Here is a 14,746-nt window from a genome sequence, read left to right as displayed (position 1 = left end):
TGCACACATTGCGCGGCATTGCCGACGCGCACCACACCACCATCGGCGCCGTCGCACTCCGCGCGGTGCTCGACGAACCCGCTGTAACGGCGGTCATTGTCGGGGCGCGTCACGCTGAGCACCTACCGGCCACGCTGGCCGCGCTATCTTTGGAGTTCACGGCTGCCGAACGGGCATCGCTGCAGTCGGTGGTAGCGGCGGCGCCCGGTCCTCGCGGGGATGTGTACGACCTCGAGCGAGACATGACCGGCGTGCACGCCGGGATCATGCGCTACAATCTCAATACGGCGTGAGGTGGGCGGAACCGACTGCGATCGGCTATCGCATCGCGGCGAGCAGCGCAGCCATGGCGTCGTCGCTGTGACCAAGCGTGCGATTGGGAGTCGGCAATCCGAAATCCTCGAAGACATTGAGCTCCAGCCATCGCTGGAAGAACGGGTCGTCACAGACGTATGTCTGTGGAGGATGCTCGATGTGGACTCTGGCGCGTGGTATTCCGTATCGTCGTCGTTTATCCGCGTGGTTTCGGCGTCAATACGCGGTAAGGCTGTTCGGCGGACGTTTCGGTAGCGACTCACTCACAATAGACTCCGAGTGCTGTTCTTCGCGTGCTCCGCGCGAACCAGCTGGCTCTCCGATTGCTCCGTGGCAACCGCCAGCACCGCAGTTCGCGCGAAGTCCGCGAAGTCCGCGAAGTCCGCGAAGGCTCGCGAAGAACAGCAACACCGTGAGTGGTGTCCCCACGTGTTCACGGGTGGAGTGGTGCTTCCCGTGGATCACGCCGCACCGGCGCATGTTGCAGTGGCTGGGGAGTGCCGCTAATTTCGAGGGCATTCCACGCGTTCTCCGCTGAAAAACGTTGGGATACTACTGATGTTAAAAACTTCTCCACTATACTCGCAGTGGACGGGAACGCTACACTGAGCCGGTGCTCATGAACAGCACTCTCGATGTCGAATTCCACGCCTCCCGTTCGACCAGACGGTGTGTACCCCGATGCACCACCATCGCGAGGCGTCTCGTGCGCGCGACGGACAGGAATCATGACGCACGCCTCGCTCTCGGCCGAGGCCATTCGGCTGGCGCGCGAGCTCATGACGTTGCTCGACGATCGCCGCAGTCCACGCCGAGTCGCTGAAGGACGGACTGACGTCGACGTCCAGCGACTGGTGACTCTTCGCTATTCGGGGAGTCGGTCGATCATGGGCTGCGTAATCAATACGCGGCCCTTGTCCGTTCTCCGGAAGCGTGCGGCGTCCTTCTCGGGGTCTTCACCCACCACGAGCCCGGCGGGAATGACCACGCCGCGGTCGATGACGACGTCGCGCAGACGCGCACCGCGGCCGATCTCGACGTAAGGTTGCACCACGGCGCCGATGAGATGTGCGAAAGAGTGCACCTTCACGCCGGTGAAGAGTAGCGACTTCTCGACGTGCGAGCCGGACACGATGCAGCCGCCGGCGACCAACGAATTGATGGCGGCGCCGCGACGATGTGTATCGTTGTGCACGAACTTCGCCGGCGCGGTGATCTCGCTGTAGCTCCAGATTGGCCAGTTCTGATCGTAGAGGTCGAGCGACGGCACCACGCTGGTGAGGTCGATGTTCGCCTCCCAGTAGGCGTCGATCGTGCCGACGTCGCGCCAGTACGCCTCCACTTCACGATCGGCTTTCACGCACGACGTGCCGAAACGGTGCGCCACCGCTTTGCCGTTGGCGACCACGTAGGGAATGATGTCCTTGCCGAAATCACGCGACGAACTCGCATCGGCGGCGTCGCGGCGAAGGAGGTCGAACAGAAACGTCGTCTTGAACACGTAGATGCCCATGCTGGCGAGTGCCCTCGCCGGATTTCCCGGAATGCCGGGTGGGTCGGTCGGCTTCTCGAGGAACTGCACGATGCGGTCGTCGGCGTCCACGTGCATCACGCCGAAGTCCGACGCGTCTGTTCGGGCCACTTCGAGTACGCCCACGGTGACGTCGGCATTCTGCGCCACGTGCTGCTCCAGCATCAGCTCGTAGTCCATCTTGTAGATATGATCACCGGCGAGAATCACCATGTACTCCGGGTGATACGTCTCGATGATATCCATGTTCTGATATACGGCGTCGGCCGTCCCGTCGTACCACTGCGTTTCGCTCACGCGCTGGCTGGCCGGCAGAATGTCGAAGCTTTCGTTGCGCTCGGGTCGCAGGAAGTTCCAGCCGCGCTGCAAGTGGCGAATGAGACTGTGCGCCTTGTACTGCGTGGCGACGCCGATGCGCCGAATGCCTGAGTTGAGGGCGTTGGAGAGCGCGAAGTCGATAATGCGCGTCTTGCCGCCGAAGTACACGGCCGGTTTCGCCCGTCTGTCGGTCAATTCATACAGTCGGGACCCGCGGCCTCCAGCCAACACGTAGGCCATGGCGGTACGGGCAATGGTGCTGTGGCGCGTCGTTGACGTCATGTGGAGTTACTCGCAATCGGGAAGGAAATTGCCGTTACTGCATCATGGGCGGCAGGTTCAGCTGGCGAAAGGGTGTCCTGCAGCGATTCGGGACTGCATTTTTCAAACATGAACGTCCTCTTCGCGGCGGCTGAAGTCGCCCCAGTGATCAAGTCGGGTGGACTGGCGGATGTGGCCGGCGCCCTCCCGGCCGCTCTACGGCGCGCCGGACACGACGTACGGGTCGTGATGCCGTACTTCCGCGAAGTGCGCGAGCGCGGCGTTCCGGTGGAAGGGCCGATCGCCGCCTCGTTCCTGACCGTCGGCGAGCGCCAGGAGGAAGTGCGCATCTGGCGACTGGCCGGCAGCGATACGCCCGTGTACTTGCTCGATATCCCGGCGGCGTTCGAGCGTGTGGCGATTTATGGGGAAGGGGATGACGATCGCCGGTTCATCCTCTTCGCGCGTGGCGTGCTGGCACTGATGCAGCATCTGCGCGAGGTGGAGCGGTGGCAGATCGATGTGGTGCACAGTCACGACTGGCATGCCGCCCTGATCGCGAACTACCTGAAGACGTACTACGCATACACCTTTGGCCGCGTGGCCACCGTGTTCACGATCCACAACCTTGCCTATCAGGGGCAGCGAAGCACCAGAACATTGGCGCTGGCCGGACTCACTGAAGGCGGCTTGCCCGAAGACAGTATGGGCCCCGGGATCGCGGGCACCTTCAACTTCATGGCGCGCGGCATCTTGTTCAACGACGTGGTGACCACGGTCAGCCCCACGTACGCCCAGGAGATCATGACCACCGAATACGGCGAGCGGCTGGATGGATTGCTGCTTGCCAAGCGCGATCGCGTGGCCGGTATTCTCAACGGCATCGATCGCGAGGCATTCAACCCCGCCACCGATGTGCACCTGGCGGCACCGTTCGATGTCGATGACCTCTCGGGCAAGGCGGCATGCAAGGCGGCGTTGCAGGCGGAGCTCGGTCTGCCGGTGGCGCCCGAGCGCCCACTGTTGGGGCTAGTGTCGCGGCTCGTGGAGCAGAAGGGGTTCGATCTGCTCGATCAGGTCATGCCGTGGTTGTTACAGGGCACCGACGCGCAGCTGGTGGTGCTGGGGTCGGGCAATGCGCATCTGCAGTTCGTGATACAGCAACATGCGCGGGCGCATCCGCAGCGCATCGCGGCGCGCATCGGCTTCGATGCGGCGCTGGCGCAGCGCATCTACGCGGGCAGCGACGCCTTTCTCATGCCGTCACGATTCGAACCCTGCGGCCTGGGCCAGATGATCGCGCTGCGCTACGGCAGTGTGCCGATCGTGCGCGCCACCGGTGGCCTCGTCGACACGGTACGCGAAGGCTTCGACGGCAACGGCTTCCGCTTTCACCCGTACGACGCACAGCACTTCGCCGACGCCATTGCACGGGCGCTGGAGGTGTATCGTGACCGGGAAAGCTGGGCGCTCCTGCGGGCGCGCGGTATGCGGGAGGACAACTCGTGGGATCATGCGGCCGAGCAATACGGCGGTGTGTATCGGTGGGCGGTGCAGTTGGTGCGCTGAGGCTTGTCGCTCTGCGCCTCTGCGCCTCTGCGTTATCGGGTTAGCGGTCTGTTCGTCGCCGCCACCGTGGGACTGATCACGCAGAGGCGCAGAGTACGCAGAGGCGCTGAGCGATGTCATGATTGGACGAACACGGCACATACATCGCGTCCGCATCTTGCCAATCAGGGCGTTCAGGGCGCACGTTTGCGGCATGCTCACATCTCACTTGCGCTGTGCGATCCGCTACGCGGTCGCCCTCGTCGCGCTCTCGATCACCCTGCCGCGCGCCGCCTACGCCACCTGGTCGGTGATCGCCGTCGACGCCGCCACCGGTCGCGTGGTCATCGCGTCGGCCACCTGCGTCAACAACACCGACGCCTTCCTCATGGGCATTCAGGCCGTCGTGGTGCCCGGTAAGGGCGTCGCCGCCTGTCAGGCTGGCGTAGACGGCACGCACGCCAACCAGATGCTCGTATACCGCGAACTCGCCAAGGGTACCGACCCGGCGCGCATCATCGAGATGCTCTCCGAAGATCCGGCCTTCCAGTCTCGGCAGTTCGGGATTCTCGACCTCACCGGCCGCAGCGCCGGACACTCGGGACTCACCAACGGCTACGTGTCGCAGGACATCCAGGGGCGCGTACCGGGCACGCAGATCTACTACTCGATTCAGGGCAACATCCTGCGTCCGGGCGAGGTCATACCGAACGCGGTGAAGGCGTTCCTGCACACCAAGGGCGCGCTCACCGATCGGGTGATGGCAGCGCTCGAAATTGCCGACCAGTACGGTGGAGATAGTCGATGTGTCTGCCCGCCTTTGCCGGCCGACGGTTCGGCCCCGGCCAGTCCGTGTGAGGGGCGCACGTCGTACATCGCCTACATCCTGCTGGCGAACCAGAACGACACCAACGGCGACTCGCACAACAACGGCAGCTACGCGATGTATCTCACGGTCACGCAGCCGGACCAGGGCGGACCGAATGCCATCAAGGCCGGTGAGAATCTGAATCCGGTAAAAACGCTGCGCACGCGCTATGACGTATGGCGGAAGCGTATGCCGAAGTCGTTCTCATGAACGCCATCCGCACACTGCTCGCGGCCGTCGCCTTGTGCGCGTCGCAGAGCGCGTCCGCACAGCGTCGACCGGCCATTCGGGTGATCACACTGACCTCGAGCGCGTTCACCGATGGCGGCATGATTCCGGCCCGCCACGCGCAAACCGGACGCGACGTGTCGCCCGCGTTGAGCTGGAGCGGCGCGCCGGACTCCACGCGCAGCTTCGTGCTGCTGGTGCACGATGCCGATGCCGCCATCGGTGACGGCACCGACGACCTGCTGCATTGGATGGTGTGGAATATTCCGGGCAACGCCACCGCGCTCCCCGAGGGCGTGCCACAGGGGGCGCAGGCCGCCAACGGCATGCGGCAGATCAGCGGCACCGGTCCGTACTATCGTGGCCCGGCCGCACCGGCCACAGGTCCGACGCATCACTACGTGTTCGAGCTCTATGCCCTCGACGCCGTGGTGAACGTGGCACCGACCGGTATGTCACCATCGCTCACGCGACGCGACGTGATGGCCGCGATGGCGTCGCACATTCGTGGTAAGGGTGTGCTCGTAGGGTTGTATCTCCGGCCGGCGCCGTGACTCGTCTGTGAACGTCGACTTCCCGACTATCGCCGCCATCCGCGCCAACCGTGAACGGCTGGGTGACCGCGTGATCACCACCTCGGTGCGCCTGCTGGTAGACGACGCGCTGGCACGCGCCGTGGGTGACGGTACGCGCGTGTGGATCAAGGAAGAACTGTTCCAGCGCACCGGCAGCTTCAAGCCACGCGGTGCGCTGTCGGTGATGCTGGACCTCGATGCCGCCGCGCTGGCGCGTGGAGTCGTTGGGGTATCTGCGGGTAATCACGCGATCTCGCTGGGCTATTCGGCGCGCGTGCTGGGTACCACCGCTACCGTCGTTATGCCAAAAACGGCAAACGCCTTTCGCGTACAGGTGTGTCGTGAACTTGGTGCGACGGTCGAGTTGCTGGAGAACGTGCACGCCGCCTTCGCCCGCGTGAAGGAGATCGAAGCCAGCGAAGGACGCACCTTCGTACACCCGTACGAAGGCCCGAAAACCGCACTCGGTACCGCCGGCGTGGGCGTGGAGTTCATCGATCAGGTGCGTGCCGCCGGCGAAGAGCTCGACGCGGTCATCGTCGCTGCCGGTGGCGGTGGTCTCACCGGCGGCGTGGCCTGCGCCGTGAAGCAGATGAGCCCGGGCACCGCCGTGTACGTGGTGGAACCCGAAGGCGCCGACACCATGTACCGCAGCTTCGCGGCCGGGTCGCCGCAGTCCATCGATGCCGTCCGCACCATTGCCGACTCGCTCGGCGCACCGCGCTGCGAGCCCTATTCGTATGCGCTCAACAGACAGTTCGTGAATGAAGTCGTGCTGGTGAGCGACGATCAGATTCGCGACGCCATGCGGCTCACGTTTCGTGCGGCGAAGCTCGTGGTCGAACCGGCCGGTGCCGCCTCGCTGGCGGCGCTCATGTATCCGCTACGCCAACGCCTGGAGGGGAGGCGCGTGGGCATCGTGGTGTGTGGCGCGAACATCGACGCAGCCACGTTTGCGGCGCAGGTGTTGGCGTGAGCCGTGGGTCGACTGCGCTCGACACCGGCCTGATGGGCTGGTGGCGAAGCGCGCCACCGCAGCCGCGCCGTGCCCTCATCGCCGCTTCCATGGGCTGGGCGCTCGATGCCTTCGACGTGATGCTCTTTTCGCTCACCTTGTCGGCGGTGATCGCCGAGTTGGGGCTCACGAAGGCACAAGCCGGCGCGCTCGGTTCGATCACGCTGCTGGGCGGCGCTGCCGGTGGGCTGTTCTTCGGATGGGTGGCCGACCGCTACGGGCGCACGCGTTCGATGATTTGCAGCGTGCTCCTGTACTCCGTGTTTACCGCCGCCTGCGGTTTGTCGAATACGTTCTGGCAGTTCGCCTTCTTCCGCGCGCTGTTGGGGCTCGGCATGGGCGGCGAATGGGCCAGCGGCGCGGCCCTGGTGTCGGAAAGTTGGCCCGCCAAGTCGCGTGGCCGTGCACTGGCCTTCATGCAGAGTTCGTGGGCTATCGGCTTCGCGGCAGCCGCTATCGTTGTGGGCCTCGTGTTGCCGGCCTACGGGTGGCGCGTGGTGTTCTTCATCGGCATTCTGCCGGCGTTCTTCACGCTCTGGGTGCGTCGCAGTGTAGAAGAACCTGACGCCTGGAAAGTGATGAATCAGGCGCGACTCGAGGCCGCGCGCTCAGGTGCCGACAAGCTGCCCAATGCGCCGCGCGCGCACTCGGTGTTCGACATTTTCCGCGGGGCGATGCTGAAGCGCACCGCCGCCGTCACGTTCATGAACGCCTGCACGCTGTTCGGCTGGTGGGGCATGAACGGCTGGATCCCCGCGTATCTCTCGCTGCCCACCGCGCAGGGTGGCATCGGCCTCAGCACCGCCACGATGTCGACGCTCGTGGTGTTCATGCAGCTTGGTATGTGGCTGGGTTACGTGTCGTTCGGGTACATCACCGACGTCATGAGCCGCAAAAAGGTGTACGTGGTGTACCTGCTTGGCGCGAGCATGCTGCTGCCGTTGTACGGATCGTTGTCGAACCCGCTGCTGCTGCTGTTGCTTGGCCCATTCGTGGCATTCTTCGGCACGGGCTTTTTCAGCGGATTCGGTGCGCTCACGGCCGAAATGTATCCCACACAGATCCGCGCGTCGGCGCAGGGCTTCACGTACAACATCGGCCGCATTGCGAGTGCCACGGCGCCGTTTACCGTGGGCTCACTGGCCACGTCGCGCGGCTTTCAAGCGGCGTTCGCGGTGGCGGGAGCGGCGTACTTGTTGGCCGCGATCACGTGGTCGGTGATTCCGAATACGCAGGGGAAGGCGCTTGAGTAACAGCGAAGTAGGGAGTCGGGAGTAGGGGGTACGGGGGAGTCAGTTTGAGAATACGGATTTGAGTTGCTCGGTGGCCCACGTTAAATCCGCGCGGCTCACCACCAGCGGTGGCGAGAGACGGATCACGGTGTCGTGGGTCTCCTTGCAGAGCATGCCGTGCGTTTTCAACGCTTCGCAGTACGGGCGCGCTTTTTCGTGCAGCTCGATGGCGATCATCAAGCCGCGTCCGCGCACCGCTTTGATGGCGGGGTGACGTAGCGTGCGCACCTGCTCGAGGAACCACGCCCCCTGTTCGGCGGAGCGCTCCACGAGATGCTCGTCTTGCAACACGCGCAGTGCGGTGCGCGCTACGGCGCAGCCGAGCGGATTGCCGCCGAAGGTGCTGCCATGTGAGCCGGGGCCGAATACGCCGAGTACATCGCGTCGCGACACCACCGCCGACACGGGATAGAAGCCGCCGGAGAGCGCCTTGCCGAGTACGTACATGTCGGGCTTCACGCCGTCGTGATCGCAGGCGAACATGGTGCCGGTGCGGCCAAGTGCCGTCTGGATTTCATCGGCGATCAGCAGCACACGCTGGTCGGTGCAGAGAGCCGAGAGTTCACGCAGGAATCCGTCGGGTGGCATGAGCACACCAGCCTCGCACTGGATGGGCTCGATCAGCACAGCACAGGTGTTCGCCGTCATCGCAGCGCGTACGGCCGCGATATCGCCGAAGGGCACGAGCACAAAGCCCGCAGCAAACGGTCCGAAGTGGGCCTTGTACGATGGCTCCGACGAGAAGCCCACGATGGTGGTGGTGCGTCCGTGGAAGTTGTTGTCGAAGGCAATGATCGTAGCCTGCCCGTCGGGAATGCCTTTCTCGCGATAACCCCATCGGCGCGCGGCTTTGATGGCCGTTTCCACCGCTTCGGCGCCGGTGTTCATGGGCAGCACCATCTCCATCCCGCACAGTTCCGCCAGCTCCTCGCAGAAGGGCCCCAACTGATCGTTGCGGAAGGCGCGCGACGTGAGCGTCACGCGTGATGCCTGCTGCACGAGTGTGGCGAGGATGCGCGGATGGCAATGCCCTTGATTCACGGCCGAGTAGGAGCTGAGGCAATCGAGGTAGCGCTTGCCCTCCACATCGGTCACCCAAGCGCCTTCGGCGTGATCGATCACCAAGTCGAGCGGATGGTAGTTGTGCGCACCCCATGCCTCTTCGCGGGCGATCAGTTCGTCGGTGGCGGTCATAGTAGTCGGTGTCATGGCATCCTCCTGAGTTCTTTCCAGCGCGGTGATCAGAGAATCCGACGGCCGAAGGCGCTCGCAATCAGCTCGGCGCACAGTTGGGCAGTCTGGTTCTGTCGGTCGAGAATCGGGTTGATTTCCACCAAGTCCATCGCTACCATCGCGCCGGAGTCATGTACGATCTCCATGGCGAGATGTGCTTCGCGCAACGTGGCGCCACCACGCACCGGCGTCCCCACTCCCGGTGCTTCGGCAGGATCGACCCAGTCGGCGTCGCACGACAGATGAACGCCGCCCGTGCCGGTGGTCACGATGCTCATTGCTTCGTCCATCACCGCGCGCAGTCCGCGCTCGTCGATGTCGCGCATGGTGTACGCATGCAGGCCGAGCTCCCGAATCATGGCCCGCTCGGCGTCGTCGAGATCGCGCAGCCCCACGTACACGAGATGCTCCGGACTCACCGCGGGAATCGCAGTGGAGAGCTGGCGCAATCGGCGATTCCCGAAACCCAGCAGGTGCGCCACCGGCATGCCGTGCACGTTGCCGCTGAGACTCGACTGCGGCGTGTTCAGATCGGCGTGCGCGTCGAGCCAGATGAGTCCCGTGCGCTGACCGCGTTCGGCGAGCGCCGTGGCGGTTCCGGCCACAGAGCCGGCGGCCAGTGAGTGGTCGCCACCCAGTACCAGCGGACGAATGCCGGCGCGCACGGCATTGGCGGTGCGATCGGCGAGATCGATGCACACTTCGGTGATCGCGTCGAGCACGGCCAGTGGTTCAGGCCCAAGTGACGTGCGATCGGGCACCGCCACATTGCCGGCGTCGTGTACGGTGAGGCCGAGCCGTTCGAGCTGCGCGGTGAGACTGGACAGGCGCATCGCCGACGGGCCCATGTCCACGCCGCGGCGACTGGCGCCGAGGTCCATGGGGACGCCGATGAGTTGGACGGTACCGGTCCAGGGTTTGACGGCGGCGCGGGCGGGGGAGGCAACGGTCGCGTTCATGCAATGAAGCTGTCGCTCGCCGATGATAGCAACAAGATCAAAGAATTACCATAAATGCGTCATTGACTGACGAAATGACAGCTATATTTAGCAATATGATAAGTTTTGTACGAAAGTCGTCGATCGGAAGGGAGCGCTGATGGATGCGCAGGACCTCCGGCTGATCGGGCTGCTGCGGGAAAATGCCCGCATGTCGGTTGCGCAGCTGGCCAAGCAACTTGGCGTATCGCGCGGCACGGTCCAGAACCGGATTGACCGGCTGATCGCCGACAACGTGCTGCTCGGGTTCACCGTGCGCACCACGCCGGAGGCGGCAGCGCATCGCGTGCGGGCGATCATGTCGATCGCGGTGGAAGGCGACCGGGTGGCGGGGGATCGCTCCGATGCGATCCTGCGCACGCTGCGTGGCTATCCGGAAGTTCAGGCGTTGTACACCACCAACGGCCGGTGGGATATCGTGGCTGAAATCGGCACTGACGGTCTCGAGAAATTCGACGAAGTGCTGCGTCGCATTCGGGGCATCAAGGGTGTCGCCAATTCGGAGACCAGCCTCCTGCTGTCGACGCAGAAACTCTGACGTTGAACGACGTCACGTCGACAGCAGAAGCCGCGCTTACTTCACGCCGAGGTTCTCCCTGAGGAAGGCGATCGTCTTCGGCCATCCGTCCTTCGTGGCGGCGAGATTGGCCGCTTCTTCGGCCTGGTCTCGCGCAGCCTTGGGGTCATCCTGCGCGCGCAGGAAGCCGTGGGTGGCGCCCTCGTAGCTGGTGCCTGAGTACTTCTTCTTGGTGACCTTCATGATCGAGTCGAGCGACGGCATGAGTGCGGCAATGCGCGCGTCCTTCGATCCGTTCAACAACATCACCGGCTGCTTGATCTTGTTGATCGAGTCGACGTTGATGCCGGCTGGTACAGCAGCCGTGGTCGCAGTCGCCGGCGAGCCACCGCTCGTGTACGGCAACCCGTAGAACGCCACGCCGCCCGAGAAGCCTTTCAGCCCGCGGTTGGTGGCGTGCATGAACACCGTCTGTCCGCCCCAGCAGTAGCCGATCACGGCGTACTTCTGTTTGGCGCTGGGCAGCATCATGGCGTAGTTCGCGGCGGCGTTGATCACGCGATTACGGTCGGCCGCGTTGACACCGGCGATCAGCTTGCGTGCGGAATCGCCGGAGAGTTCGACGCTGGTCGGACCACCACGCACCTTCGAGAGGAAGTCGGGCGCGATGGCGATAAAGCCGTCGGCGGCCACCTGATCGGCCACACCGCGTACCCAGGTGGAAAGGCCGAAGATCTCATGCACCACGACCACGACGGACGCTTTGGCGCGCGCGTTCGGGCTCGCGGGGTACACCACCCACGCCATGATCGAGTCGGCCGAGCCGGCATCCCAGGCGATCTTCACCCACTCGGCGTGCCGCGGGCTCGCCTTGATGCGTGCGGGGGCAGAATTGCTGCTGGCGGGGAGACCGGCGACGCCTTGCCTCGCGTTGGATGTGCGCATCGCGGGCGTCGAGAGGTCGGCGGCGCTCATGTGCGACATGTGGTCGTCGGCCGACGCGGGTGCCGGCCTCGCGGACGACGCGAGTGCGGATGAGGCCAGTGCGGATGACGCGAATGCGCGAGGGCCGCCGGAACCGCTGGGCGACGAGCGCTGCATGGTGCAGCCAGCGACGATCGCAACGGTGGCGAGCGCCACGGCGATCACGGAATTTCGGCGGGACATCGGAGAATCCTGGCAGAGGTGGGGACAGCAGGACAAAATCTCAGCGTCGAGACACCGCTTCGCCAGCAGAGCGAACGTCGGCGGCGTATATAAGCACGTTCCCGTCCGTTCCATCTCCTTCATACGCCCCCGCCGTTTCTCGTGTCCAAGCCTCGCGGCAATAATCTGGTCGCCCTCGGTTCAGCGGCCGTGCTGATCATCTACACGGCCGGCTTCGCGAAAACGAAGCCGGCGGCCGATCGCATGGCAGCCGAGAGTGCCGAACGTCGTCCGCGCAGTGCATCGCGAACTGGAGCCGGCGCTGCCGGGGCACGCACGGGTGCGGGGGAGTCTGGGGAGCCGATGGTACCGTCCATGCCTGTTGCGTCGGTGGTGAAGGAGCCTGTTGGGGTGCCGGCTTCAACCACGCCGGGCGCGGTGACGAGCTCGGTTGCTCCGCCGCCGACGGTTGAATCGAGCAATCTCTCCGAAGTGTTGGCGCCGAAAACGCATACGGCATCCACGACGCTTCCGGGCACGGCGACGGTTGTAAAAGTACCGGTCGTTTCGCAGAACGTGTCCGCGCAGGTCGCAACGATAGAAGCCGCGTTGGTATCGACAGTGAGTGCGCCGGTCACGGCGCTGCCGGTCGTGGCACCACTGGTGACGCCGCCGAGTGCGCCGGTGATCGCGACGCCGGTATCGAGTGCGCCCGCGCCGTCGGCGCCGGTGTCGACTCCCGCGCCGCCACCCGCTGCCGCACCGGCCGCGAAGCCAGCGGCAAAAACGTCGTACAAGGACGGCGTGTATCTCGGTCGTGGCACGTCGAGACATGGTGACATCGAAGCGATGGTCGAGATTCGCGACGGACGCATTGCGAACGCGGTGATTTCACAATGTCTCACGCGCTACTCGTGTTCGTGGATCGCGGTGCTGGTGCCGCAGGTCGTGGCTCGTCAGTCGGCCGAGGTCGACTATGTGTCAGGTGCCACGGTAAGCTCTGACGCTTTCTACTACGCAGTCACACAGGCGCTCGCGCAGGCGAAGTGAGTCGCACCACGCTCGATAAGTTAGCCGTGATCGCACCGATCTCCTCGCGACCGCGCATGGGCACGGTCGTCACGATCGAGGTGGTCGGGCACGATCACAGTCAGCGCGCCCGACGCACCCGCGATCTGGCCATCGAGCGCGCCTTCGCCTGGTTCGATCGCGTGGAGTCGGTCTGTTCGCGCTTCGACGCCAGCAGCGAGTTACGACGACTGTGCGCTACGTATGCTGTCGATGTGCCGGTGTCGCCGATGCTGTTCGAGGCAGTGCGGTTCGCGATCGCGGTGGCCGACGAAACACACGGGGCGTTCGATCCCACGGTCGGCGCGCGGATGGAAGCCCGCGGGTTCAACCGCGACTATCGAGACAGCGCCGTGGTAGCCGCCGGCCTGAACGCCGAGTTACCGGTGTCGTTTCGTGATGTGGTGTTGAACGAGTCGGCACGCACCATCCGGTTGGAACGCGCGTTGTTGCTCGACCTCGGCGCCGTCGCCAAGGGACTCGCCATCGACATGGCGGTGCAGGAGCTGCGCCCGCTCGCGAATTTCGTAGTCGACGCCGGCGGCGATCTGTATCTCGCCGGGCACAACGCCGACAACCTACCGTGGACGGTGGGTATCCGTCATCCGCGCGACCCGCATGCGCTGCTCACACGGGTGGCGCTCACCCACGCGGCGCTGTGCACGTCGGGTGATTATGCGCGACGCGTCTCTGGCAGCAACACGAACGAAGACATCAACGCAAGCAGTAACGAGCATCACCTGCTCGACCCCGCCACCGGCCATTCGCCGCGCGACGCAATCAGCGTGTCAGTGATCGCGCCGACCGCGATGGTGGCCGATGCCCTCGGCACCGCCGCATTCGTGCTGGGGTGCGACGAGGGTGTCGCGCTACTCGAACGTCACGGATTGCGCGGGTGCGTCGTGGATGCGAAGCTCGTTTGCCACACAACGCGGGATTGGATCGATGTCTGAGGTTGTCGCGCCGATCTCGCTAATGCCGTTCACGTCGCTTACGAAATTCTTCAAGACACCGAAGGGCCTGCTGGTGATCGCGCTCGCGCTGCTGATCCCGCTCGCGGCCACGGCAAGTGGATTCACGGTGGTGGCGCCGGGCGTCGCCGCCGCCGCTATCACCGCGATGCTGATCGATGCGCCGATTCTGCGCTATCGCGACAAGGCGTGGTCGTTTCCGAGTGGTGCGTTACTGACCGGCTTGCTGGTGGCGATGGTGCTCAGCCCGTTCGGCTCCTGGAAGATTGCCGCCATGACCGCGGCGATGGGTGTGCTCAGCAAGTACGTGGTGCGCGGCCGTTCGTCGAATGTGTTCAACCCCGCGGCTCTCGCGCTGGTGGTCAGCTACTTCGCCTTCGACACGGGCCAAAGCTGGTGGGGCGCACTGCCGGAGCTTCCGCTCATGGCGCTCGCGGCGCTGTTCGCGACGGGCGTGTTCATCACCGATCGCGTGAACAAAATGCCGGCGGTGCTGGCGTTTCTCGGTATGCACTTTCTGTTGTTCACGCTCACCGCCTTCGTGGGAGATCCGGCTGGCGTGGCCGAGCTGTACCGCGAGCCCGATCTGCACGCCGCACTGTTCTTCGCGTTCTTCATGGTCACCGATCCGCCCACCTCACCGCCCAAAGCGCGCGATCAGATCGTGTTCGGCGTTATCACAGCGGTGGTGTCGTATTCGGTGTTCCAGCTGGTGGGCGCAGTGTACTTCCTGCTGGCCGGGCTGCTGGTTGCTAACGTGTGGGAAGCGTGGCGGCGATATCGCGTACGGGCTGCGCGGACTGCCACCGCAAGGTAAGAAGTTGCGAGCACGAGGTTTGCGATGCTTGCGGATGTCAACGTC

The 14,746-nt window shown here is 64.6% G+C and carries 14 protein-coding genes; 10 read left to right on the top strand and 4 right to left on the bottom strand.

Annotation, left to right across the window (positions count from 1 at the left end):
• The coding region (locus tag ACESNG_RS09915) for an aldo/keto reductase (RefSeq protein WP_373068790.1) at positions 1 to 293 on the top strand (293 nt) is incomplete at its 5' end.
• A gap of 887 nt (positions 294 to 1,180) precedes the next feature.
• Here ACESNG_RS09915 and glgC read toward each other — a convergent pair.
• Positions 1,181 to 2,446, bottom strand: a complete 1,266-nt coding sequence (glgC, locus tag ACESNG_RS09910; RefSeq protein WP_373057787.1) for a glucose-1-phosphate adenylyltransferase — start codon at positions 2,444 to 2,446, stop codon at positions 1,181 to 1,183.
• A 108-nt stretch (positions 2,447 to 2,554) separates the two neighbouring features.
• Here glgC and ACESNG_RS09905 point away from each other — a divergent pair, with 108 nt between their 5' ends.
• From ACESNG_RS09905 to ACESNG_RS09885, 5 genes are all read left to right on the top strand, one after another.
• Positions 2,555 to 3,994, top strand: coding sequence for a glycogen synthase (locus tag ACESNG_RS09905; RefSeq protein WP_373068788.1), 1,440 nt, complete (start codon positions 2,555 to 2,557; stop codon positions 3,992 to 3,994).
• 193 nt (positions 3,995 to 4,187) lie between these two features.
• The gene (locus ACESNG_RS09900) at positions 4,188 to 5,051 is read left to right on the top strand and encodes a DUF1028 domain-containing protein (RefSeq protein ID WP_373057791.1); all 864 of its coding nucleotides are present in this window, start codon (positions 4,188 to 4,190) and stop codon (positions 5,049 to 5,051) included.
• A complete protein-coding gene (locus ACESNG_RS09895) occupies positions 5,048 to 5,623 on the top strand; it encodes a YbhB/YbcL family Raf kinase inhibitor-like protein (protein WP_373057793.1) in 576 nt (191 codons plus the stop codon). The genes ACESNG_RS09900 and ACESNG_RS09895 overlap by 4 nt, the downstream gene beginning before the upstream one ends.
• A gap of 7 nt (positions 5,624 to 5,630) precedes the next feature.
• Complete coding sequence (locus ACESNG_RS09890) at positions 5,631 to 6,620, top strand: threonine/serine dehydratase (protein ID WP_373068786.1); 990 nt, start codon at positions 5,631 to 5,633, stop codon at positions 6,618 to 6,620.
• The gene (locus ACESNG_RS09885) at positions 6,617 to 7,912 is read left to right on the top strand and encodes an MFS transporter (RefSeq protein WP_373057797.1); all 1,296 of its coding nucleotides are present in this window, start codon (positions 6,617 to 6,619) and stop codon (positions 7,910 to 7,912) included. The genes ACESNG_RS09890 and ACESNG_RS09885 overlap by 4 nt, the downstream gene beginning before the upstream one ends.
• Positions 7,913 to 7,951: 39 nt before the next feature.
• On the opposite strand, the gene rocD is transcribed toward ACESNG_RS09885, so the two are convergent.
• Positions 7,952 to 9,160, bottom strand: coding sequence for an ornithine--oxo-acid transaminase (gene rocD, locus ACESNG_RS09880; protein WP_373057799.1), 1,209 nt, complete (start codon positions 9,158 to 9,160; stop codon positions 7,952 to 7,954).
• Positions 9,161 to 9,192: 32 nt separating this feature from the next.
• The gene (gene rocF, locus ACESNG_RS09875; RefSeq protein ID WP_373057801.1) at positions 9,193 to 10,143 is read right to left on the bottom strand and encodes an arginase; all 951 of its coding nucleotides are present in this window, start codon (positions 10,141 to 10,143) and stop codon (positions 9,193 to 9,195) included.
• A 139-nt stretch (positions 10,144 to 10,282) separates the two neighbouring features.
• Here rocF and ACESNG_RS09870 point away from each other — a divergent pair, with 139 nt between their 5' ends.
• Positions 10,283 to 10,720: an Lrp/AsnC family transcriptional regulator gene (locus tag ACESNG_RS09870; protein ID WP_373057803.1), complete on the top strand. Its 438-nt coding sequence runs from the start codon at positions 10,283 to 10,285 to the stop codon at positions 10,718 to 10,720.
• Positions 10,721 to 10,756: 36 nt separating this feature from the next.
• Here ACESNG_RS09870 and ACESNG_RS09865 read toward each other — a convergent pair whose 3' ends face one another.
• On the bottom strand, positions 10,757 to 11,866 hold the full coding sequence (locus ACESNG_RS09865) for a dienelactone hydrolase family protein (protein ID WP_373057805.1): 1,110 nt from the start codon (positions 11,864 to 11,866) through the stop codon (positions 10,757 to 10,759).
• 141 nt (positions 11,867 to 12,007) lie between these two features.
• Here ACESNG_RS09865 and ACESNG_RS09860 point away from each other — a divergent pair, with 141 nt between their 5' ends.
• Genes ACESNG_RS09860 through ACESNG_RS09850 form a run of 3 tightly spaced genes read left to right on the top strand, consistent with a single transcriptional unit; the run spans position 12,008 to position 14,701 of the window.
• The gene (locus tag ACESNG_RS09860; protein WP_373057807.1) at positions 12,008 to 12,895 is read left to right on the top strand and encodes an FMN-binding protein; all 888 of its coding nucleotides are present in this window, start codon (positions 12,008 to 12,010) and stop codon (positions 12,893 to 12,895) included.
• 26 nt (positions 12,896 to 12,921) lie between these two features.
• The gene (locus tag ACESNG_RS09855; RefSeq protein ID WP_373057809.1) at positions 12,922 to 13,866 is read left to right on the top strand and encodes an FAD:protein FMN transferase; all 945 of its coding nucleotides are present in this window, start codon (positions 12,922 to 12,924) and stop codon (positions 13,864 to 13,866) included.
• Positions 13,859 to 14,701: an RnfABCDGE type electron transport complex subunit D gene (locus ACESNG_RS09850; RefSeq protein ID WP_373068784.1), complete on the top strand. Its 843-nt coding sequence runs from the start codon at positions 13,859 to 13,861 to the stop codon at positions 14,699 to 14,701. Before ACESNG_RS09855 ends, ACESNG_RS09850 begins: the two co-directional genes overlap by 8 nt.
• The last annotated feature ends 45 nt before the right edge of the window (positions 14,702 to 14,746 follow it).

This window comes from Gemmatimonas sp. (genome assembly GCF_041689975.1).
Classification (GTDB): Bacteria; Gemmatimonadota; Gemmatimonadetes; order Gemmatimonadales; family Gemmatimonadaceae; genus Gemmatimonas.
This window is presented reverse-complemented; position numbering and strand designations above follow the sequence as displayed.